The 22,349-nt window shown below is 71.0% G+C and carries 19 protein-coding genes; 11 read left to right on the forward strand and 8 right to left on the reverse strand.

All coding sequences use genetic code 11. The features are described from left to right. Nucleotide 1: 1 nt before the first annotated feature. Together BM290_RS20655 and BM290_RS20660 are read right to left on the reverse strand one after the other, a co-directional pair. Nucleotides 2–907, reverse strand: coding sequence for a carbohydrate ABC transporter permease (locus BM290_RS20655; protein ID WP_239143618.1), 906 nt, complete (start codon nt 905–907; stop codon nt 2–4). A gap of 17 nt (nt 908–924) precedes the next feature. Next, the gene (locus BM290_RS20660) at nt 925–2,241 is read right to left on the reverse strand and encodes an extracellular solute-binding protein (protein ID WP_093616456.1); all 1,317 of its coding nucleotides are present in this window, start codon (nt 2,239–2,241) and stop codon (nt 925–927) included. 235 nt (nt 2,242–2,476) lie between these two features. On the opposite strand from BM290_RS20660, the gene BM290_RS20665 reads away from it, so the two are divergent. The 7 genes from BM290_RS20665 to BM290_RS20690 all read left to right on the forward strand — a co-directional run bounded on the left by BM290_RS20665 (nt 2,477) and on the right by BM290_RS20690 (nt 10,213). After that, the gene (locus tag BM290_RS20665) at nt 2,477–4,825 is read left to right on the forward strand and encodes a glycoside hydrolase family 3 N-terminal domain-containing protein (protein ID WP_239143619.1); all 2,349 of its coding nucleotides are present in this window, start codon (nt 2,477–2,479) and stop codon (nt 4,823–4,825) included. A 113-nt stretch (nt 4,826–4,938) separates the two neighbouring features. Next, nucleotides 4,939–5,448 carry a serine/threonine-protein phosphatase gene (locus BM290_RS20670; RefSeq protein ID WP_239143624.1) on the forward strand — a complete coding sequence of 170 codons (510 nt, stop codon included), beginning with the start codon at nt 4,939–4,941 and terminating at the stop codon, nt 5,446–5,448. Beyond that, nucleotides 5,343–5,588, forward strand: coding sequence for a SpoIIE family protein phosphatase (locus tag BM290_RS49890; protein WP_239143622.1), 246 nt, complete (start codon nt 5,343–5,345; stop codon nt 5,586–5,588). The genes BM290_RS20670 and BM290_RS49890 overlap by 106 nt, the downstream gene beginning before the upstream one ends. 140 nt (nt 5,589–5,728) lie before the next feature. Next, the gene (locus BM290_RS20675; protein WP_093616460.1) at nt 5,729–7,165 is read left to right on the forward strand and encodes a gamma-aminobutyraldehyde dehydrogenase; all 1,437 of its coding nucleotides are present in this window, start codon (nt 5,729–5,731) and stop codon (nt 7,163–7,165) included. 2 nt (nt 7,166–7,167) lie between these two features. After that, the gene (gene gabT, locus BM290_RS20680) at nt 7,168–8,433 is read left to right on the forward strand and encodes a 4-aminobutyrate--2-oxoglutarate transaminase (protein ID WP_093616462.1); all 1,266 of its coding nucleotides are present in this window, start codon (nt 7,168–7,170) and stop codon (nt 8,431–8,433) included. 48 nt (nt 8,434–8,481) lie between these two features. Continuing rightward, the gene (locus BM290_RS20685; RefSeq protein ID WP_093616464.1) at nt 8,482–8,937 is read left to right on the forward strand and encodes an Lrp/AsnC family transcriptional regulator; all 456 of its coding nucleotides are present in this window, start codon (nt 8,482–8,484) and stop codon (nt 8,935–8,937) included. A 4-nt stretch (nt 8,938–8,941) separates the two neighbouring features. Then, on the forward strand, nt 8,942–10,213 hold the full coding sequence (locus BM290_RS20690) for an NAD(P)/FAD-dependent oxidoreductase (protein ID WP_093616466.1): 1,272 nt from the start codon (nt 8,942–8,944) through the stop codon (nt 10,211–10,213). 137 nt (nt 10,214–10,350) lie between these two features. On the opposite strand, the gene BM290_RS20695 is transcribed toward BM290_RS20690, so the two are convergent. Further along, a complete protein-coding gene (locus BM290_RS20695) occupies nt 10,351–11,985 on the reverse strand; it encodes an ATP-binding protein (RefSeq protein ID WP_093616468.1) in 1,635 nt (544 codons plus the stop codon). A gap of 73 nt (nt 11,986–12,058) precedes the next feature. Continuing rightward, on the reverse strand, nt 12,059–12,487 hold the full coding sequence (locus BM290_RS20700; RefSeq protein WP_093616470.1) for a response regulator: 429 nt from the start codon (nt 12,485–12,487) through the stop codon (nt 12,059–12,061). Between the two features lie 134 nt (nt 12,488–12,621). On the opposite strand from BM290_RS20700, the gene BM290_RS20705 reads away from it, so the two are divergent. Further along, the gene (locus BM290_RS20705; protein ID WP_093616472.1) at nt 12,622–14,709 is read left to right on the forward strand and encodes a glycoside hydrolase family 3 protein; all 2,088 of its coding nucleotides are present in this window, start codon (nt 12,622–12,624) and stop codon (nt 14,707–14,709) included. A 95-nt stretch (nt 14,710–14,804) separates the two neighbouring features. On the opposite strand, the gene BM290_RS20710 is transcribed toward BM290_RS20705, so the two are convergent. Beyond that, a complete protein-coding gene (locus tag BM290_RS20710) occupies nt 14,805–15,578 on the reverse strand; it encodes a hypothetical protein (RefSeq protein WP_093616474.1) in 774 nt (257 codons plus the stop codon). Between the two features lie 38 nt (nt 15,579–15,616). On the opposite strand from BM290_RS20710, the gene BM290_RS20715 reads away from it, so the two are divergent. Beyond that, a complete protein-coding gene (locus tag BM290_RS20715; protein ID WP_093616476.1) occupies nt 15,617–15,952 on the forward strand; it encodes a gamma-glutamylcyclotransferase family protein in 336 nt (111 codons plus the stop codon). Between the two features lie 163 nt (nt 15,953–16,115). Here the strand turns inward: BM290_RS20715 and BM290_RS20720 are convergent, their stop codons facing one another. Continuing rightward, a complete protein-coding gene (locus tag BM290_RS20720) occupies nt 16,116–17,498 on the reverse strand; it encodes an aspartate aminotransferase family protein (RefSeq protein WP_093616478.1) in 1,383 nt (460 codons plus the stop codon). Nucleotides 17,499–17,602: 104 nt separating this feature from the next. Between BM290_RS20720 and BM290_RS20725 the strand changes: the two genes are divergently transcribed. Both BM290_RS20725 and BM290_RS20730 read left to right on the forward strand, forming a co-directional pair. Then, nucleotides 17,603–18,412: a hypothetical protein gene (locus BM290_RS20725; RefSeq protein WP_093616480.1), complete on the forward strand. Its 810-nt coding sequence runs from the start codon at nt 17,603–17,605 to the stop codon at nt 18,410–18,412. Nucleotides 18,413–18,485: 73 nt separating this feature from the next. After that, the gene (locus BM290_RS20730) at nt 18,486–20,660 is read left to right on the forward strand and encodes a hypothetical protein (RefSeq protein ID WP_093616482.1); all 2,175 of its coding nucleotides are present in this window, start codon (nt 18,486–18,488) and stop codon (nt 20,658–20,660) included. 28 nt (nt 20,661–20,688) lie between these two features. On the opposite strand, the gene BM290_RS20735 is transcribed toward BM290_RS20730, so the two are convergent. After that, nucleotides 20,689–21,486: an ABC transporter permease gene (locus BM290_RS20735; protein ID WP_093616484.1), complete on the reverse strand. Its 798-nt coding sequence runs from the start codon at nt 21,484–21,486 to the stop codon at nt 20,689–20,691. Continuing rightward, on the reverse strand, nt 21,483–22,346 hold the full coding sequence (locus tag BM290_RS20740) for an ABC transporter permease (protein WP_093616486.1): 864 nt from the start codon (nt 22,344–22,346) through the stop codon (nt 21,483–21,485). The genes BM290_RS20735 and BM290_RS20740 overlap by 4 nt, the downstream gene beginning before the upstream one ends. Nucleotides 22,347–22,349 lie beyond the last annotated feature (3 nt).

Consider the following 22,349-nt stretch of genomic DNA (forward strand, 5'->3'; position numbering starts at 1 on the left):
GTCAGGCTCCTTCCAGCTGGCTGTCGGCCTGGTCGCGCCCGCCCAGCCGGCGCAGTCCCAGCGCCAGCAACAGTCCGACGAGCACCAGGATGACAGCGATCGCGCTGGCCGGCCCCATCAGGTTGGCCTTGAATCCGCGCTGGTACATGTCGACGGCGAGGGCCTGCGTGGCGCCGCCGGGACCGCCGGCGGTGAGCACCCAGATCAGGTCGAAGAAGGTCAGCGACCCGACGACCATCAGCGTCGACGAGGTGATGATCGTGTACTTGAGCTGCGGCAGAGTGATGCTGAAGAACTGGCGGATCCGGCCGGCCCCGTCGATCTGGGCCGCCTCGTACATCGAGGCCGGGATCTGGCGTACCCCGCCCTGGTAGATCAGCGAGTGGAACGGGATGAACTGCCAGGACACCACGAACACCACGACGCCGAGCGCCAGGGTGCCGTCGCCGAGCCAGTCCTGCTGCAGGAACGGGAAGCCGAGCCCGGCGCCGAGCCCGAAGTTGGGGTCGAGCAGCGCCTTGTAGGTGATCGAGATGGCGGCCTGGCTGAGCAGCAGCGGGATGAAGTAGAGCACCGCCAGCACCGCGCGGTAGCGGTGCCGGGCCGCGAGGAACACCCCGATCAGGATCGAGAGCGGCGTCTGCACCAGCCAGGACAACGCCATGATCAGGAAGGTGACCCAGAGCGCGTGCGGCAGGTCCGGGTCGGCCAGCACCGTACGCCAGCTGTCCAGCCCGGAGAAGGGGATGTCGGTGGTCTGGCCGGTCCACGAGCTGAAGCTGAGCACCAGCACGCCGAGCAGCGGAACCACCCCGAAGAGGGTGAACGCGATCAGGGCCGGCCAGGCCATCCACGAGACGGACCCGCTCCCCCCGGCGTTGTTGCTGCCGGGGGGAGCGGTCCGCACCACAGGCGGAGCTATCGTCATTTCCCGATGACCGCGTTCATGTTGTCGGCGAACTGCTGCGGACCGATCGACTGGGTGAACAGCTTCGAGATGTTGGACAGCAGGGTCTCCGCGGCGGTCGGGCTGAGCGCCTGGTCCCACGACTGGGCGAACACCTTGGCGTTGCTGGCCACACCGTAGACGAACTTGAGGAAGTCGGCGTCCGGCGAGGAGGCGAGCTTGGCGTCGGCGCCCTTGATGATCGGCACACCGCCGGTCTTGATCCAGTCGGACTGCTCGGTGTCGTCGAGCAGGCTGGTGAAGAACTTCTTGGCGATGTCCTTCTGCTCGGCCGAGGCCTTGGAGGAGATCGACAGGTACTGGCCGGCGTTGCCGACGGTGTCGTTCGGGTCGCCCTTGCCGCCGTCGACGCCCGGGAAGTTCATGTAGCCCAGCTTGCCGTCCTTGATGAACGAGCCGCCCTGGGCCTGGATGATGCCGTACGACCAGCTGCCGTGCAGCATCATGGCCGCCTTGCCCTTGTAGAGCAGGGCCTGGTCGGCGTTGGAGTCGGCGGTGATCGAGGAGAAGCCCTTGACGAAGCCGTCCGCCTTGATCAGGTCCTGGATCTTGGTGAGCGCGTCGATGGCGAGCGGGTTGCTCCAGGCGTTGGCCTTGCCCTCGAAGACGTCACCGAAGACCGACGGGCCGCCGATGCGGTCGAAGAGGAACTCCAGCCACATCATGTTGGTCCAGCGGGACTGCCCGCCGAGGGAGAACGGCGCGATGCCCTTGGCGTTGAACTTCGGCACCAGGTCCATGATCTCGCCCCACGACTGCGGCGGGGTGAGGTTGTTGTCGGCGAAGACCTGCTTGTTGTAGAAGAGCACGATCGGCTGCACGGTCTCGGCCGGCATCGCGTAGATCTTGCCGTTGATCGTGGCCGGCCCGAAGGAGGCCGGGAAGAGCCGGTCCTTGACCGCGGCGTTCTGCCCGAACCAGTCGGTGAGGTCCTCGACCTGGCCGCCGTCGACGTAGCTCTTCAGACCGCCGCCGCCCCAGCCCCAGATGATCGTCGGCGGCTGCCCGGCGCCCAGCGCGGTCTTGAGCTTGTCCTTGTAGGCGTCGTTCTGGAACGCCGTGGGCTTGATCGGGGAGTTCGGGTTGGCCTTGTTGAACCGCTCCACGGCCCCGGTGCGGACCGACTCACCGGGCGGGCCGCTGAGGAACCAGTAGGACGCTTCGCCCGCCTTGGCGGTGCCACCGCCACCGGCCGGACCGGACGTGCCACAGGCGGCGAGCGCGGCACTGGCGGCGGCGCCGGCGCCGAGGGTCAAGAAATTCCTGCGCTTCACGCTGATCTCCGTTGTCTGACGCAAATTAGGAGCGGAACCACTGCCGAAAGTTTCGAGTGACAGCTGCAAATTAACGCGAGGTTTCGTTAACGTAGGGTTTCGCCGTGACGAGTGTCAAGACTCTTGCCCTAACCGTGCCCGGAGCGCGAGAGTTAGCAACGCCGCCGGGCGCGTCACCGTTCGCCGCGGCCCGCCGGCCCGCCGCTTGACGGCACCGAAAGTTTCGGAGGTTTCGTTGACAACACATCCCTGGCAAGATCCGGCGCTGCCGGTTCCCGAGCGGGTCGAGGCACTGCTCGCCGCGATGACGCTCGAGGAGAAGGTGGCCCAGCTCGGCAGCCGGTGGATCGGCAAGGACAAGGGCGCCACCGGCCCGGCCGGACCCGAGCCGGAGCACGAGCACTCGGTCGCCCCGATGGAGAGCGAGTTCAGCGGGGGCCCCGCGCTTGAGGACGCCAGCCGGCACGGTCTCGGCCAGCTCACCCGGATCTACGGCAGCTACCCCATCACCGTCGCTGAGGGTACCGCCGAGCTCGTCCGCCAGCAGCGGATCGTGATGGCCTCGTCGCGGCTCGGGATCCCGGCGATGGTGCACGAGGAGTGCCTCACCGGGTTCACCATGCACGGCGCGTCGGTCTATCCGTCCGCGATCAACTGGGGCGCCACGTTCGACCCCGAGCTGATCGAGCGGATGGCCGCGGCGATCGGGCGGGACATGGCGGCGCTCGGGGTGCACCAGGCGCTCGCCCCGGTCCTCGACGTGGTCCGCGACTACCGGTGGGGCCGGGTGGAGGAGTCCATCGGCGAGGACCCCTACCTGGTCGGGCGGGTGGGGTCGGCGTACGTCCGCGGTCTGCAGAGTTCCGGGGTCCTGGCCACGCTCAAGCACTTCGCCGGTTACTCCGCCTCCCGCGGCGCCCGCAACCACGGCCCGGTGCCGATGGGCCGTCGGGAGCTGCTCGACATGATCCTCCCACCGTTCGAGGCCGCCGTCCGCGACGGCGCCGGATCGGTGATGAACTCGTACTCCGACGTCGACGGGGTGCCCGCCGGCGCCGACTCCTGGCTGCTCACCGACCTGCTGCGGGACGAGTGGGGCTTCACCGGCACGGTCGTCTCGGACTACTGGGCGGTGCCGTTCCTGGCGAGCATGCACGGCATCGCGGCCGACGACGGCGGCGCCGGGGCGCGCGCGCTGGAGGCCGGCATCGACGTGGAGCTGCCGGACACCATCGGCTACGGCGCCGAGATGGTCGCCCGGGTCCGGTCCGGCGAGCTGGACGAGTCGTACGTGGAACGCGCCGCCCGCCGGGTCCTGACCCAGAAGGCCGAGCTGGGCCTGCTCGATCCGGAGTGGACCCCGGAGGCCTCGGTGGCCACGTCGGGACAGGTGGTGCTGGACTCCGCGGCCAACCGGGAGCTGGCCCGCGAGGTGGCCGAGCGGTCGATCGTGCTGCTCGACCCGGGTGACGCGCTGCCGCTGTCCGGCACGGGGCGGATCGCGGTGGTCGGCCCGTGCGCCGACGACGCCCGTACCTTCCTGGGCTGTTACGCCTTCGCCAACCACGTGCTCCCCCGCTATCCGGGCGTCGAGCCGGAGATCGCGCTGCCGACCGCGGCCGAGTCGTTGCGGGCCGAGTTCGCCGACGCCACGTTCGCGTACGCCCGGGGCTGCGCCGTCGACGGCGACGACCGGTCCGGGTTCGCCGAGGCGGTGGACGCCGCCCGGGACGCCGACGTGTGCCTGGCGTTCGTCGGCGACCTGGCCGGCCTGTTCGGCAAGGGCACCTCGGGCGAGGGCTGCGACGCCGCCGACCTGCGGCTGCCCGGCGTCCAGGCGGACCTCGTCGAAGCGCTTCTCGCGACCGGCACTCCGGTGGTGGTGGTCGTGGTCTCCGGCCGGCCGTACGCGCTGGGCGAGTTCGCCGACCGGGCCGCCGCCCTGGTGCAGGCGTTCATGCCGGGTGAGGAGGGCGGCCCGGCGATCGCCGGCGTGCTCTCCGGCCGGGTGCAGCCCAGCGGCAAGCTGCCGGTGCAGATCCCGCGGACCCCGGGTGGCCAGCCCGGCACCTACCTGCAGCCCCGGCTCGGCGCGGTGCACACCGGCACCAGCAACCTGGACCCGACGCCGCTGTTCGCGTTCGGGCACGGCCGGTCGTACACCACGTTCGAGGTCGGCGACCTGCGCCTGTCGGACACCCGGGTGCCGACCGACGGCGAGTTCACCGCGACGGTACGGGTGCGCAACACCGGTGGCCGGGACGGCGCCGAGGTGGTGCAGCTGTACCTGTCGGACCCGGTCGCCCAGGTCACCCGTCCGGTCATTCAGCTGGCCGGCTTCCAGCGGGTGGAGCTGGCCGCCGGCGCCGCGGCGGACGTCGTCTTCCGGGTGCACACCGACCGTACGGCTTTCACCGGCCGTGATTTGAAACGTATCGTCGAGCCCGGTGAGCTGCGGGTTCTCGCCGGCACGTCGGCCGGCGACCTGCCCTGTGCGGCGACCGTCGAGCTGACCGGGCCGGTCCGCCCGGCGGGGCCCGGACGGGTCATCACCACACCGGTGGAGGTGCTGCCGGAACACTAGGCTGAGACCGTGCCCCGACGTGACCTGCTGCATGTGGACACCGCGGCGATCCTGCTGCTGGACGACCACTCCGGGCACCTGGTCGCGACCGCGGCCAAGGCCTGAAGGAGGAGGTGCGGGCCGGGTTCCGGGTGGCGGTGGGGCGCGGGTTCGCCGGCCGGATCGCGGCGGCCCGCACCGCGGTCCGGCTCGTCGACGTCCGGCCCGGCGACGTGGTCAACCCGATCCTGACGGCGAAGGGCATCCGCTCGCTGCTGGGCGTGCCGATCCTGGCGCTGCAGCGCAGCCTGCTGCCGGCCCGCCTGCCGTCGGTGCCTAGCGTCGACCTGGCCGCGCGGTATGTTCCGGGCCACGCCACCGGGATCGGCGGCGGCAGCCTCACCACCGCCCTCTACGCGATGATCAGTCCGGGCCGGGACCGGGCGGTGATCTCCACGGCCGGGCACCCGTGCCCGGTGCTGGCCGAACCGGACGGGGCGGCCGGCTGGCCGCGGTGCCGGTGGACCCGCCGCTCGGGGTGCCGCACCCGGTCCGGCCGCGGCGCAGCACCACCGTCGCGCCGGTGCCGGGCGCGCTGCTGCTGTGCTACACCGACGGGCTGGTGGAGCGGCGCGGCGAGGTGATCGACACCGGGCTGGACCGGCTGGTCGCGACGGTTCGGGCCGACACACCGGAGGTGGTCTGCGCTACCGTCATGTCGGACGCCGCCGACGCGTCGCCCTCCGACGACGTCGCGGTTCTCGCCGTTCGCCGTCACGGATGACGACCGGTGTGTCACCGTTCCATGGCAGGTTCGTTACCGGTCCCGGATCCTACGGAAATATTGCCGTGAACTCTTGTTCGCAACGGATTCAGCAGAAAAGATGGGGCCGAATTCGCTGATACCACAGCTGGAGGCGCCGGATGACCGCGAAGACGGTACTGCACAATCTCATCGGGGGCGAAGCCGTCGCGCCCGTCGAGGGGCGGTACTCCGATCTCATCGACCCGTCCACCGGTGAGGTGTTCGCCTCGGCGCCGGTCTCCGGGTCCGAGGACGTCGACCGGGCCATGACCGCCGCCTCCGCCGCGTTCCAGCAGTGGCGCGACACCACCCCCGGCGAGCGGCAGCGGGCTCTGCTGAAGTTCGCCGACGCCATCGAGGCGCGCGCCGACGAGCTGGTCGCCGCCGAGTCGAAGAACACCGGCAAGCCGCTCGGCCTGACCGCCAGCGAGGAGCTGCCGCCGGCCATCGACCACCTGCGGTTCTTCGCGGGCGCCGCCCGGGTGCTGGAGGGCCGCTCGGCCGGGCAGTACATGAACGGCTTCGAGAGCTACGTGCGCCGCGAGCCGATCGGCGTCTGCGCGCAGGTCACCCCGTGGAACTATCCGCTGCTGATGGCGATGTGGAAGATCGCGCCGGCGCTGGCCGCGGGCAACGCCGTGGTGCTCAAGCCCTCCGACACCACCCCGGTCACCAGCGTGCTGCTGGCCGAGATCGCCGCCGAGTTCCTGCCGGCCGGTCTGTTCAACGTGGTCCTCGGCGACCGCGACACCGGCCGCGCCCTGGTCACCCACCGGACTCCGCAGATGGTGTCGATCACCGGCTCGGTCCGGGCCGGCATGGAGGTGGCCGGCAGCGCCGCCGCCGACCTCAAGCGCACCCACCTGGAGCTGGGCGGCAAGGCCCCGGTCGTGGTCTTCGACGACGCCGACGTGGAGGCGGCCGCCGCGTCGATCGCCGAGGCCGGCTACTTCAACGCCGGGCAGGACTGCACCGCCGCCACCCGCGTGCTGGCCTCGGCCGGCGTCCACGACGACTTCGTGGCCGCCCTCGCCGAGCAGGCCCGCCAGACCAGGACCGGCGCCCCGGACCAGGAGGACGTGCTCTACGGCCCGGTCAACAACGCCTCGCAGCTGGAGCGGGTGGCCGGTTTCATCGACCGGCTGCCGGACCACGCCGTGCTGCAGGCCGGTGGCTCGCGGGTCGGCGACCGGGGCTTCTTCTACTCCCCCACGGTCGTCTCCGGGCTGCGGCAGGACGACGAGATCATCCAGAACGAGGTCTTCGGCCCGGTCATCACCGTGCAGAAGTTCGGTGACGAGGACGAGGCGGTCGCCTACGCCAACGGCGTCGAGTACGCCCTGGCCTCCAGCGTGTGGACGAAGGACCACGGCCGGGCCATGCGGATGACGCAGCGGCTCGACTTCGGCTGCGTCTGGGTCAACTGCCACATCCCGCTGGTCGCCGAGATGCCGCACGGCGGGTTCAAGCACTCCGGGCACGGCAAGGACCTGTCGGTGTACGGGTTCGAGGACTACACCCGCATCAAGCACGTCATGCACAACGTGGGGGCCTGACCGTGACCAGCTCGGAGGAGTTGCACAAGCGGCGGCTCGCGGCCGTCGCCAAGGGTGTCGGGTCGGTGATCCCGAGCTACGTCGCCTCGGCCGGAGGTGGCACCCTCACCGACGTCGACGGCCGGGAGTGGATCGACTTCGCGTCCGGGATCGCGGTCACCAACGTGGGCAACGCCGCCCCGCGGGTGGTCGAGGCGGTCCGCGCGCAGGTCGAGCGGTTCACCCACACCTGTTTCATGGTGGCCCCCTACGAGTCGTACGTGACGGTCTGCGAGCAGCTGATCGACCTGACGCCGGGGAGCTTCGAGAAGCGGGCCGCGCTGTTCAACTCGGGCGCCGAGGCGGTGGAAAATGCCGTCAAGATCGCCCGGCACGCGACCGGGCGGCCGGCCGTCGTCGTGTTCGACCACGCCTACCACGGCCGGACCAACCTGACGATGGCGCTGACCGCCAAGAACATGCCGTACAAGCACCGGTTCGGCCCGTTCGCCCCGGAGGTCTACCGGGCGCCGATGTCGTACCCGCTGCGCGACGGCGGACTGACCGGTCCGGAAGCCGCCCGCCGCGCGATCGACGTGATCGAGAAGCAGGTCGGCGGGTCGAACGTGGCCGCCGTGCTGATCGAGCCGATCCAGGGCGAGGGCGGTTTCGTGGTGCCGGCGCCGGGCTTCCTGCCGGCCGTCGCGGCGTGGGCGAAGGCGAACGGGGCGGTCTTCATCGCCGACGAGATCCAGACCGGGTTCGCGCGTACCGGGCAGTGGTTCGCCTCCGAGGACGAGGGCCTGGAGCCGGATCTGATCACCACGGCCAAGGGCATGGGCGGCGGGCTGCCGATCGCCGGTGTCGTCGGGCGGGCCGATCTGATGGACGCGGTGCACGCCGGTGGGCTGGGCGGCACGTACGGCGGCAACCCGGTGGCCTGCGCGGCCGCCCTCGCCGCCATCGAGACCATGCGCGAGCTGGACCTGAACGCCGCGGCCCGGCGCATCGGCGACACCATCAAGGCGGCGCTCGCCGACCTCGATCCGGGTGTCGCCGAGGTGCGTGGCCGTGGGGCGATGATCGCCATGGAGTTCGTGATCCCCGGAACGATCGAACCCGACGCGACCCGCACCGCGGCCGTGTCGAAGGCCTGCCACGAGGCCGGGCTGCTCACGCTGACCTGCGGCACCTACGGCAACGTGCTGCGTTTCCTGCCGCCGCTGGTCATTCCGGACGAGGATCTGCGCCGCGGACTCGACATCCTCCGCGCCGCTCTGCTCACCTGACGGGCGACCCCTTTGCTGACGTCAAGCGTTCCAGGGAAGAATCGCGGCGTGACGGACGTGACGCTGGACGATACGAACAAACTGATCATCGAGCATCTGCAGCGTGACGGCCGCATGTCGTACGCCACGCTGGCCAAGACGATCGGTCTCTCCGAGGCCGCGGTGCGCCAGCGCGTGCAACGGCTCCTGGACAACGGGCTGATGCAGATCGTGGCGGTCACCGACCCGCTGACGCTGGGCTTCGCCCGGCAGGCGATGGTCGGGCTGCGGGTCAACGGCAACCTGCGGACGATCGCCGACCGGATCGCCGAGATCCCCGAGGTCGACTACGTGGTGATCTGCGCCGGGCGCTACGACCTGCTCGTCGAGCTGGTCTGCACCGACGACGAGCACCTGCTCGACATCCTCAACGAGAAGGTGCGCACCATCGAGGGCGTCACCGAGGCCGACACCTTCATGTATCTGCGGCTCGCCAAACAGACCTACGCCTGGGGAACACGGTAACCACATGACAAGCCCCTCCTTCTGGCTCGACAGTCTGGGCCCGATCGAGAAGCGCCCGCCGCTCGCCGGTGACCTCGACGCCGACGTGGCCATCGCCGGCGGTGGGTACACGGGCCTGTGGACCGCGTACTACCTGGCCAAGGCCGACCCGTCGCGGCGGATCGTGATCCTCGACGCGGAGTACTGCGGGTTCGGCGCGTCCGGCCGCAACGGCGGCTGGGCCTCCGGCCTCTTCCCGGTCTCCGAGGCCAGACTCGCCCGGCGGTCCGGGCCGGACGCGGCGGCCGCCATGCACCGGGCGCTCGCCGGCGCCGTCGACGAGGTCGGCCGGGTCGCCGAGGCCGAGGGCATCGACTGCGACTACGCCAAGGGCGGCACGCTCTCGCTGGTCCGCAGCCCGGCCCAGCTGCGCCGCGCCCGCCGCGACCCGGGTTTCGTCGACGCGGCGACGGCGCGGGCCATGTGCCACGCCACCGACGTGCTCGGCGGCGTCTACAGCGAGCACTGCGCCGCCCTGCACCCGGCGAAACTGGTCCGCGGCCTCGCCGGCGCCGTCGAGCGGCTCGGCGTCACCATCCACGAGGGCACCCGGGCCGAGCAGATCAAAACCGGACAGATCAACACCATGCGGGGTACGGTCCACGCGCCCACGATCGTGCGGGCACTGGAGGGTTACACCGCCGAACTGCCGGGGCACCGCCGTGACATCGCCCCGATCTACTCCCTGATGATCGTCACCGAGCCGCTGCCCGGGGAGTTCTGGCAGCGCGTGGGCCTGGCCCGGCGGGAGACGTTCACCGACGAGCGGCGGCTGGTCATCTACGGTCAGCGGACCGCCGACGACCGGCTGGCGTTCGGCGGGCGCGGCGCCCCGTACCACTTCGGCTCCAAGGTCCGCCCGGAGTACGACCTGGTCCCCGAGGTGTTCGAGGCGCTGCGGGCGACGATCACCGAGCTGTTCGGGATCGACCCGCCGATCGCCTACCGCTGGGGTGGGCCGCTCGGCATCGCGCGGGACTGGATGCCGTCGGTCGGCCTGCGCGACGGCATCGCCTGGGCCGGGGGCTACGTGGGCGACGGTGTCGCGGCGGCCAACCTCGCCGGGCGTACCCTCGCTGATCTGATCCTCGGGGTGAACAGCGACCTGACCCGCCTGCCCTGGGTCGGGCATCGCTCGCGCCGCTGGGAGCCGGAGCCGGCCCGCTGGCTCGGCATCAACGCGGGCCTGCGGGCCACCGCCCTGCTCGACGCCCTCGACCGCCGCCGGGCGGCCTGAGACCTGAAACCGCCGGCCCGGCGAACGGCCGGCCGGTCAGCCCCTGCCACCCGTCAGCCCGGCCCGTCAGCCCGGCCCGTCAGCCCGGCCCGTCAGCCCGGCCCGTCAGTCCGGCGGGCCGGTGAGCCGGCGGCCGGTCAGCCCGGCGGGCCGGCGAGCGGCAGGCGGATGCAGACGATCGTGCCGGACGGCCGGTTGTCGGACAGCTTGATCGTTCCGCCGTGCAGCAGCACCACCGCGCGGGCCAGGCTCAGGCCCAGTCCGCTGCCGGCGCTGCCCTGGTGGCGCACGTTGCTGCCGCGGAAGAACCGGTCGAAGACCCGGGTGTGCTCGCCCGCCGGCGTGCCGATGCCGCTGTCCGCGACGCACAGCTCGGCCACCGGACCGGCCTGGCGCAGCCGGACGTGGACCGGTGAGCCGGGCGGGCTGTAGCGCACCGCATTCAGCAGCACGTCGTCGACGACCTGCCGCAGCCGGACCGCGTCGCCGGGCAGCCACAGCACCGCCGGCACCTCGGTGACCAGGGTGAGCCGGCCGCCGCCGCGCCGCAGGGACGTCACCGCGTCGGCGACCAGCGAGGCCAGGTCGACGTCGTGCAGGTCGAGCCCGACGTGGCCGGAGTCGAGGCCGGCCAGGTCGAGCAGGGTGTCGGCGATCCGCTGCAGCGACTCGGCGTTGCGGGCGATCACCCGGGCCATCTCGCGGATCTCCGGATCGAGCCCGGCGCTCTCCTCGGCGAGCAGGGTGGCGTTGGCGGTGATCGAGGTCAGCGGGGTACGCAGCTCGTGCCCGACCAGGTTCACGAAGTCACCTTGAACGCGGGCCAGCTGACGCGACAACTCCTCGGCGCGACGCTGCGCGACGAAGACGCCGATCTGGGCGGCCACCCCGTCGAGCAGCACGGTGAGCAGGTCCGGCTCGTACTCCTGGGTGCCGGCGTAACAGGTGAGCACACCGAGCAGGGTGCCGCCGTCGCGGACCGGCACGGCCAGCGCGGTCCGTACGCCGTGGCGCAGGCAGATCTTCACCCGCTCACGCTCGTACGCGGTCCGCCGGCTGGAGCTGAGCGCGATGTCCGGCACCCAGATCGGGCGGCCGCACTCCCAGACCCGCCCGGTGATGCCCTGCCCGAACTCCGGGGTGTGGCCGAAGAAGTCCTCCGGGTCGAGGCCGGCCGAGTCCCAGTGCCCGGCCGGCTGCAGCCGTCCGGTGGCCTCGTCGATGAGGAACAGCTCCGCGCAGGGCCAGCCGAGCGTGGTGGTGACGGCGCGCAGCACGCTCGGCGCCGCCTCGGCCGCGCCGGCCGAGTGCTTGAGCACGTACTCGACGGCGATGTGGCAGTTACGGAACCGTTCGACCCGGCGCAGCGCGGTGACCTCGTGGGCGACGGCGACCGCGCCGAGCGGCGTCCCGGCCGGCCCGGGGATCGGCTGCGCGCTGGTGTCGAAGATCCGGACCCGGTGACCGGGGCGGCTGACCAGGATGTCCTCGGAGATCACGTGCTCGCCGTGCAGGGCGCGCAGCAGCGGGTTCTCGGCGGGGGTCATCGGCCGCCGGTCGGGGGTGGTCAGGTGCCGGAAGGCCCGGTCCTCGAAGTCGGGCGGGAGCGGGCCGTCCGTGTCGATGCCGACGATCTCGCGCATCGCCCGGTTCGCGAAGACCACCCGCCCGTCGGCGTCACAGGCGAGCACCCCGGCGTCCATGCTCTGCAGCAGGGCGCCGAGGAAGGCCCCGTTGCCCAGCGCAGCCGCGGCCTCGTCCAGCACCACCATGACCCGCCCGATCCTGTTCAGCGAGGCCCGTGGGTCACGGGCTGCCTCACCGCCGTACCCTGTTCGGCATTTTTCATACGGAGACGGGCACGTCCGCCGGACAGCGCTTGTCGGCCGCGTCGTGGTCGTGCGGCCCGATGCTGATCAGCTCCTCCATGGTTGCGAGCAGCTGGTCGTTGGGGCACGGTTTGAGCATGATGGCGCAGACCCGCGCCGAGCCGGCCCGCGGATCGCCGGGCCGCAGGTGCCCGCTGAGCACAGCAACCGGGATGAGCCGGACATCGTCGTCCGGGTGATTACGGATCGCCTCGATCAACTCCCAGCCGTCCATCACCGGCATGCCGAGATCGGTGAGCACGAGGTCCGGCCGGTGCTCGAGGATCGCGTCGAACGCCGCCCGGCCGTCCGATGCGCGCAGCACGGTCATTCCGGTTCGCTTGAACACCCTGACCAGTACCAGGGCGATGTCCTCGTCGTCCTCAGCGATCAGCAATACGGCCATGTCAGCTCCGTGGAGAAGTCCGTCGTTCCAGCATGCGCCAGCCCGCTCCGGGCCGGGGCGAGAACCGCATATCGCCACCCCCGACTCGCGCGTTCTCCCTGGCGGAGAACCCCGATCATCCCGAGGAGCACGACATGCGACAGCACTTCCGCCTGGCCGCGCTGGGCGCTGTCGCGGCGCTCACCGTGGCGGTGGTCCCGGTGTCCGCCGGCACGTCACCGCCGGTCGTCTACCGGGACGCCACACAGCCGGTGGAACGCCGGGTCGCCGACCTGCTGTCCCGGATGACCCTGGACGACAAGATCGGGCAGATGACCCAGGCCGAACGCGCCGAGGTCACCGACGATCCGGACCTGGTCACCCGCCGGCGACTCGGGTCGGTGCTGTCCGGCGGCGGATCGGCGCCGGACCCGAACACCCCGGAGGCGTGGGCCGCCCTGGTCCGCCGGCTCCAGGACGCGGCCCTCGCCACCCCGCTGAGGATCCCGCTGCTGTACGGCATCGACGCGGTCCACGGCCACGGCAGCGTGCCCGGCGCCACCGTCTTCCCGCACAACATCGGCCTCGGCGCGGCCCGGGACCCCGCCCTGGTCGAGCGGGTGTACGCCGCCACCGCCCGGGAGATGCTGGCCACCGGCATCACGTGGGACTTCGCGCCGTGCGTGTGCGTGACCCGCGACGAGCGGTGGGGCCGTTCCTACGAGAGCTTCGGCGAGGACCCGGCCCTGGTCACCCGGCTCGGTGGCGGCGCCGTGGACGGGCTCCAGCGCAACGGGGTGATCGCCACCGTCAAGCACTTCGCCGCCGACGGCGACACCGAGAACGGCACCGGGGACAGCGGCTACGCCGTCGACCAGGGGGTGACCGTCACCAGCCGGGCCGACTTCGACCGGATCGACCTCGCGCCGTACGCCGCGGCCGTCAGCGGGCACCGGGTGCGCAGCGTCATGCCGTCGTTCTCCAGCGTCGACTGGACCGAGGACGGCGCCGGCGACGCGGTGAAGATGCACGCGAACCGGGAGCTGATCACCGGGACCCTCAAGGAGCGGCTCGGCTTCGACGGGTTCGTGATCAGCGACTGGGAGGCCATCCACCAACTGCCCTCGGGCGCCGGCGACGAGCCCAGCGCCGAGCAGGTCCGGGCCGGCGTGGCGGCGGGCGTCGACATGTTCATGGAGCCGTCCACCGCCCCTCTCTTCCAGGACCGGCTCCGTGCCGAAGTGCTGGCCGGGCGGGTGCCGATGTCCCGGATCGACGACGCCGTCACGCGGATCCTGCGGGTCAAGTTCGAGCTCGGGCTCTTCGAGAACCCGTACCCCGTCGCCGGGCCGATCGGGACCACCGCCCACCGGGACCTCGGCCGCGAAGCCGTCGCCGCGTCCCAGGTGCTGCTGAAGAACACCGGGAACCTGCTGCCGCTGCCCCGCGACACCCGGATCTACGTGGCCGGGCGGGCCGCCGACGACATCGGCATGCAGTCCGGCGGGTGGACCGTCGACTGGCAGGGTCGCGACGGCGACGTCATCCCCGGGACCACCATCCTCGACGGCCTCCGATCGATGACCTCGCGGGTCACCTACAGCGCCGACGGGTCCGCCCCGGCCGCCGCCTCGGACGTCGGCGTCGTCGTGGTCGGCGAGACTCCCTACGCCGAGGGGTTCGGCGACGTCGGCAGCGTGCCCTGGACCCGGGGCACCGACCGGCAGCGGGAACCCAAGTCGCTCACCCTCCAGCCGGGCGACCGGGCGGTCGTCGACCGGGTCTGCCGGGCGGTGGACCGGTGTGTCGTCCTGATCGTCTCCGGCCGGCCGCAGGTGATCACCGAGCAGCTCGGCGGGATCGACGCGCTCGTCGCCTCGTGGCTGCCGGGCAGCGAGGGCGGCGGGGTCGCCGACGTGCTCTTCGGCGCGAAACCGTTCACCGGACGGCTGCCGGTGTCGTGGCCGGCCGCCGCCGATCAGGTGCCGGTCAACGTCGGCGACAGGACCTATCAGCCGCTCTATCCGTACGGCTGGGGCCTGCGCCCCGGCGCGACGGACGCCCTCGCCACGGCCGTCGACCGGGTCGCCGCCGCTACGGACGCCCGCTCCACGGCCGGCGAGCGGGTGGCCGCCGGTGCGGTGCCGGACGGCTGGCAGTCGGCGATCGCCGACGCCGAGGCCGCCACCGAGTCCGGCGACCCCACCCGCGCCGCCTCCCTCCTGAGCCGCCTGAACTCCTGATCCCGGCCGGCTCCCGGGCCTCGCTCGCCGGGCTCGCCGGAGCGCCGTGCGCGCGGCCGGTGCTGATCGTCAGGCCAGGCGGCCGGTGCTGATCGTCAGGCCAGGCCCCAGTGGGCCGGGTCGTCGGCGATGTCGCGGCGGATCGCGTCGAGGACGGCGCCGGCGTCCCGCTCCGGCCAGCCGCTCAGGTGCCAGTACTGCTCGCTGTGCTCGTCGGACGGCTCGGCGGTCCGGGCGAACGTGATCAGCGCCGCGATCTCGTGCAGGCCGACCCGGGTGGCGAAGGCGACGGCCTCGTCCAGCTGCTCCGGGGTGTGCGCCTCGACGGCGTCGTGCAGGCCGTCGGCCATCGTCTTGTTGTGGATGCCGGAGAGCCAGGCCAGACCGCGCAGCCCGGGCGAGACGCCGTCCCCGGGCTCGTCGTCGAACATCATGTCCCAGTGCAGGTCGACGGCTTGCTCCCAATGGGCGTCCACCACGTCGCGCATCAGCGACGAACCGCGGTCCACCACCCACGCCGGGACCGGACGCCACGTGCACCCGGCCAGGTCGCCGGTGGTCCGCAGCAGTTCCAGGCCCCGGTCGCGGTGCACCACCGAGGCGGCCGGAACCAGCGAGGGCCAGCCGCCCAGCAGGACCTCGACATCACCCGCGGCGTCCGAGTCGATCAGGTCGTACCACCGGCCGCCCTCGCGCCGCACCACCTGGCAGCGGGTGTCGTCGACGATCCACACCTGCAGCAGCGGGTCGTCGCCGCGGAAGAACAGCGGGCAGTCGGCGGGGTCCGCGGCCCGGTAGGCCTCGGCCGGGTCGGCCGGGGTCACCGTCCGCAGGTTGTCCGGGCCCGCGTGGTTGCGCAACTGGATCATGCCCGAGGATAGCCGGGCGTCCGGATAGGATCACCGCCATGCCGCTGCTGTTCTCCTACGGGACCCTGCGTGATCCGGCCGTGCAGAGGAGCGTCTTCGGGCGCGAGCCGGCGGGGCGCGGCGACCGGATCGTCGGGTTCCGGGTCGAGCAGCTGGAGATCACCGATCCGGAGGTGCTCGCCGTGAGCGGGGAGGCCTTCCACCCGATCCTGGTGCGCACCGGCGACGACGGAGAGACGGTCGAGGGGTCGGTGTTCGAGGTGACCGAGGCGGAGCTGCTGCTCGCCGACGCCTACGAGGTCGACGACTACCACCGCGTCACGGCCCCGTTGTCCTCCGGCGACACCGCGTGGGTGTATGCGGCCCGCGCCTGAGAACCCGGTGTGGCGCTGACCGGTGTCTCCGGCGAGCCGAGACACCGGTGAGAGCCCTACCCGCAACCACCGCACACGCCCGGCGGGCGCGCTGCCGGCCGGGACCGGCGACGCGCGTCGCGGGGTAGGGAACGGTGCTGTTCGTGGCCGTACCTCTCATGGTTCAGAGGCGGTTGTGGGCCTCGGTGAGGACCGCGCGCAGGATCTGCTCGATCTCGGCGAACTGGGTCTCCGTCGCGGTCAGCGGCGGCGCCAGCTGGATCACCGGGTCGCCGCGGTCGTCGGCCCGGCAGTACAGGCCGGCCTCGAAGAGGGCCTGCGAGAGGAAACCGCGGAGCAGGCGCTCGGACTCGTCGGCGTTGAAGGTCTCCTTGGTGGACTTGTCCTTGACCATCTCGATGCCGAAGAAGTAGCCGTCGCCGCGGACGTCGCCGACGATCGGCAGGTCGAGCAGCTTCTCCAGGTAGGAGCGGAAGACCGGGCTGTTCTCGCGGACGTGCTGGTTGAGGCCCTCGCGCTCCATGATGTCCAGGTTGGCCAGCGCCACCGCGGAGCCGACCGGGTGGCCACCGTAGGTGATGCCGTGCGCGAACCAGTTGGTGCCGGTGAGGAACGGCTCGGCAAGGCGCTCCGACGCGATCATCGCGCCGAGCGGGACGTAACCGGAGGTCAGGCCCTTGGCGACGGTGATGATGTCGGGCTGGTAGCCGTACCGGTCGGCGCCGAACCACTCACCGAGACGGCCGAACGCGCAGATCACCTCGTCGGACACGAGCAGCACGTCGTAGCGGTCGCAGATCTCCCGGACCCGCTGGAAGTAGCCGGGCGGCGGCGGGAAGCAGCCGCCCGCGTTCTGCACCGGCTCCAGGTAGACGGCGGCGACCGTGTCCGGGCCCTCGAACTCGATCTGCTCGGCGATCCGGTCGGCGGCCCAGATCCCGAACTGCTCGGGTGTCATGCTCTCGTCGGGGCGCCGGTAGTAGTTGGTGTTCGGCACCCGCATCGTCGACGGGACGAGCGGTTCGAAGTCCTGTTTGAACGGCGGGATGCCGGTGATCGACAGGGCGCCCATCGACGAGCCGTGGTAGGCGACGGCCCGGGAGATCACCTTGGTCTTCAGCGGCTTGCCGACCCGCTTGAAGTAGGAGCGGGCCAGTTTCCACGCCGACTCGACGGCCTCCGAGCCGCCGGTGGTGAAGAAGACCCGGTTCAGGTCGCCGGGGGCCAGGTCGGCGAGGCGGGCGGCCAGCTCGATCGCCTTCGGGTGGGCGTACGACCAGATCGGGAAGTAGGCCAGCTCGGACGCCTGCTTGGCGGCGGCGTCGGCCAGCTCCTGCCGGCCGTGCCCGGTCTGCACCACGAACAGGGCGGACAGTCCGTCCAGGTAGCGGCGGCCGGTGGAGTCCCAGACATAGCAGCCGTCGCCGCGCGTGATCACCGGAACCGGGGCGCTCTGGTAGGCCGACAGGCGGGTGAAGTGCATCCAGAGGTGGTCACGGGCGGTGTCGGACAGTGTGTCCACGTCAGCGGGCGATCGGTCTGTCACGGGTATCTCTCCCACTAGTTCAGGATGTTGATCCGATACTGCCCACGGATTCCGTCGCGCACAAGACAGATGGCCACTATTTCCGCACGTTTTACAATGGCGCGATGGTGAGGATCGTGCCGCTGGAGGACGACTCGGACTGGGTGCAGGCGGTTCATCCCCGTCTCGGCAACCTCGAGGACTACCAGGACCTTCCGGAGGACGTCCGGCTCGACTTCTCCCCCGCCTCGCTCGACGCGCTGGAGCCGCTTCTCGCGGCGCGCGACGGCGACGAGACCTTCGCCGACGGCGCGCGCGCCTACATCGGTGAGACGTTGATGCGCATCGGCGGCGGGCGGTGGGTGGTCACCGACGACAACCCCGCAGCGGTACGGTTCGACGATGCGCTCGGCCTGCCCGATCTGATGCTCGCGCCCCTGCCGCACGCCGGGCTCCGGGCGACGGCGCGGAGGGTGGCCGCCGCGGTGGCCGAGCGGCAGCGCACGGACCCCGGCTGGACTCCGGCGAAGCAGGCGACACCGGGCCTGGAGAAGGCGCCGGAGCCGGCGTCCCCCGAGCTGGCGGGCTGGCTCGACGCCCAGTCGGCGGCGTTCGCCGAGTGGTCCCGTGGCCGGGTCGGGAACTGGGACTTCTCCGCGGATTCCCTGGATGCGCTGGAGGCGATCGCGCGAGCCGGTGAGGTGCCGGCCGCCGTCGCCGAGTGGTATCTCGGCGAGACCCTGGTCCGGCGCGGCGGCGGCGCGTGGACCTTCATGGCCGGGCCGCCGGTCCGCGGCAACATCTTCCGCGGCAACCGATACGTGCGCAAAGCGCCGCCGAGAACCGGAACCGTCGTCCCGGTCGTCCGGCTCGCCGCACTGGAGCGGACCGAGCCCGGCGACTTCCGGCGCGCCCTGGAGCGCTACTGCCGGTGACATCCAGGCATTCGCATGTGTTGCGTGCGAGCACTATCCTGGCAGCCGGTTCCCGCTGACGGCGAGGTGGCTCATGCGCGGATGGCGACGCTCGGCACCGGCGGCGATCCTGGCCGCTGTCCTGCTGCTGCTGACCACGCCGGTCACCACGACCCCGGCCCTGGCCGGAGCGAAGTGCCCGATCTTCGATGAAGAGCCGTTCGACCTGGACAGCCTCAAGCCCGGCGCGGTGGTCGACCCCTTCCCGGACAAACGGTTCGACTACTTCTTCTTCGCTCCCGCCATGGATCTGGCCGATCTTCCCGAACCTGCTCCGGAAGTGCTCGACGCCATCACCGAGGTCGAGGACTACAAGTTGAAGAAAGGGCTGGGCGCGGTCAACCCGAAAGAACTGCGCACGAATCGCCTCTACGCGTACTGGAAGCGGCACCAGGAGACGGACGGCTCGCTGACCTGGGAACAGTACCGGGACATGTACGTCGGGAACCAGGGCAAGCCGAACCAGGGCAACGCCTTCGACCAGGAGATCATCAAGGCCTTCCGGCTGGGCGGCGACAAGGGCTGGGTCTGCCAGGAGAAGGTCACGGCTCCCGGTTTCGACAAGAAGCGCGTGTACGACGTCTTCCGCAAGAAGGGCCGCCCGATCAGCATCGAGGGCAAGTCCGGCGAAGAGAAGTTCGTGCAGGAGCAGGTCGACAAGGACAAAGCGATCAAGAAGGCGGACACCCGGCCCGCCGGACAGGAGATCCTGCAGATCCAGGTGGTCGCCGACATGCCGTCGGAGGAAGACCTCGAGACCCTTACCGAAGCGAACATCGTCGTGGTTCTGCTCCGCGCCACCGGCACCCCGGTGCTGCCGGGAAGCGACCCCCCGGGCAATGCGGCCGCCGCCACCGAACCCACCGGGCCCGAGGACGGCGGCAGCGGTCAGGTGTTCACCACCCCGGACCAGGCGCCGTCGACCGGAACCGCCGTCACAGCGATCGCCACCTCACCCGCCACCAGGGCCGAGGCCGAACAGCTGAGGAAGGCCAGGGCCGAGTTCGCCGGCGAGTGGGACGACCCGGACGACATGCCGGACGAGACCGGGGGGATCGACTTCAGCACGCTGGAACTCCGGTACATCGCCGATCCGGTGGACGGGGACGCCGGGCTCAAGTACTCGTTCTCGGCGAAGCCGACGGCGGACGGGCAGCTGTCGTGGGGTGGGCTGGCGGCGGCACAGCAGGCGTCGGACGCGTTCTTCGTGTGGATGGCGCTGCGGCCCGAGCACTTCTGGGTCAACCTCAACCCGAACGAGCCGGACCGGATCATCGAGGAACGCCTCGGCACCACCGATGCGGGGCGGGTGCTGCTGGAGGCCGACCTGCAGATGAAGAAGACCGTGGCGAAGCTGATCCACCCGGACAGCGCGGGCGGCCGGCGGTTCTGGGACGCGCTGCGTAACACCGACGACGAGCAGACGTGCCTGTCGTTCCGGCAGTGGATCGTGCCGGACACGGCGACCGTGCACGAGCAGGACGGCGGGCTCTACATCGTGGACGCGCCGCTGATCGTCAAGTCGGAGACCGAGTACTTCGACAGCGGGGACGCCGCCGAAGGGGCCGCGGCCGGCTGCAAGCCGGGTGACGAGGCGACCGAGAAGCACAACGCCGAGGTGTTCCGCAGCCAGATCCTGGTCAAGGTCCAGGAGGCGGTGAACACCGCGCCGGAGTACGCCGAGCTGCGCCGCGTCTACCTGAGCCGGGTCGCCGCCGAGTGGTACCGGCAGCGCAGCACGAACCACAACACGGCCTTCGCCGGTGTGGTGAACAGCGGCGACGTGAGCCGCTGGCCGTCGCGGACCGGGTGGACGCCCCGGGAGGTGTTCGACAGGTACGTGAAGTCGTACACCGACGGCGAGTTCAACGTGACCCACCGGACCACCACGGGCAACGTGGTCGAGACGCGGACCTACATCTACGGCGGGGTGGACTTCTCCCGATCGCCGCGCAGCGACGTGGGGGCCGCCGCGCTGGGCGGGCTGCCGTCGACGGTCGCGAACTCGCTGGGCGGCACGGTCGAGGACGGCGGGCAGATCTGGCTGGGTGGCGTCTCCGCCGACCGGCCGGCCGTGCCGTTCAAGGTGACGTCCCTGCTCACCTGGCTGGCCGGGGCGGTGATGGCGCTGCTGGTGGCGGCGTTGTTCGTACGATCACTGTGGCGTCAGCAGCGGCGACGCCGGGAATGGAACGCGGCCCGGCGCTGACCGCGCCGGACCGCACACACCGGGTCTCTCAGGCCGCCACGGCGGCCTTACGCTTCGACCGCGACCGGACGTTGGAGACGACCGCGAACAGCACGCCGGCCGCGAAGATCATCGTCCCCATCACGTTGACCTGCGGGGGCAGGCCGACACGGGTCGCGCCCCAGATCCACAGCGGGAACGTCTCGGTGGTTCCCGCGGTGAAGTTGGTGATCACGAAGTCGTCGATGGAGAGCGCGAACGCGAGCATCACGCCGGACATGACGGCCGGCAGGATGATCGGGAAGATCACCTTCCAGAAGGTGGTCCACCCGGTCGCGCCGAGGTCGGCCGCCGCCTCCTCGAGGGACCGGTCCAGGGTGACCACCCGGGCCCGGACCACGATCGCGACGAACGAGACCGAGAACATCACGTGGGCGATCGTGATGGTCACCGTCCCGAGCGAGGCCCCCATCGACACGAACAGGCTCAGCAGCGACGAGCCCATCACCAGTTCGGGCGAGGAGATCGCGGCGAACATCAGCAGGTTGAGAGCGCCCGCCCCGCGGAACTGCCAGCGGCCCAGCGCGTAGCCGATGCCGGTGCCGAGCGCGCCGGCGATCAGCGCGGTCAGCACCGCCACCAGCAGCGAGGTGATCAGCGCGTCGGTGAGCGCCTCCAGGGCGAACACGTCCCTGTACCACTTGAGCGTGAAGCCCTGCCAGGTCTGGTTGTACCGGCCGCTCGGATTGTTGAACCCGAAGAGGATCATCACCGAGATCGGCAGGATCAGCCAGGCGATCAGCACCCAGGTGTAGACGTGCAGCAGGCGTCCGCCACGACCGTTCATCGCGCCGCCACCTTCATCACGTCCTCGGTGCCCAGCGCACGGGCGTACGCGAAGACACCGATCAACAGAACCGCCATCAGCGTGAAGGACAGCGCCGAGGCGGACGGGTAGTCGGAGTTGGACAGGAACTTGGCCTGGATGACCTGGCCGATCATGGTGGTCTCCGAACTGCCGAGCAGCTCCGAGTTGACGTAGTCGGAGCTGGCCGGCACGAAGGTCATCAGCACGCCGGCGAAGACACCCGGCAGCGCCAGCGGGAAGATCACCTTGCGGAACGAGGTCATCGGGGAGGCGTACAGATCCCGCGCCGCCTCGACCACCCGCGGGTCGATGCGCTCCAGTGCCACGTAGATCGGCAGCACCATGAACGGCAGGAAGCTGTACACCAGCCCGAAGACGACCGCGCTGGACGAGCCGAGCACCTGGAAGTCGTCGGGGAGCACTCCGGCCGACTTCAGCGGATGCAGCAGCACGCCGTCGTCGGTGAGCAGCATCCGCCACGAGATGGTGCGCAGCACGAACGACACGAAGAACGGCAGCATGATCAGGAACAGGTAGGTCGCCTTCTTCTTACCCCCGTAGAAGGCGATCCAGTAGGCGACCGGGAACGCCAGCACGATCAGGACGATCGACGTGATGGCGCCGTACACCAGCGAGCGGATCAGCTGTGTCTGATAGTCCGCCAGCGACTCCGTGTAGTTCTGCCAGTGGCCGGTGAACACGAAGCCGTTGACGATGTCGCCCTCCTGCAGCGACAGCGACAGCATGGTGACCATCGGCACCGCGAAGAACAGCAGGAGCCACAGCCCGCCGGGCAGGACGAGCAGATAGGGCGCGAGTGTACGTTTCACCCGGTCCATACG

The sequence above is a fragment of the Actinoplanes philippinensis genome (genome assembly GCF_900113015.1).
Classification (GTDB): Bacteria; Actinomycetota; Actinomycetes; order Mycobacteriales; family Micromonosporaceae; genus Actinoplanes; species Actinoplanes philippinensis.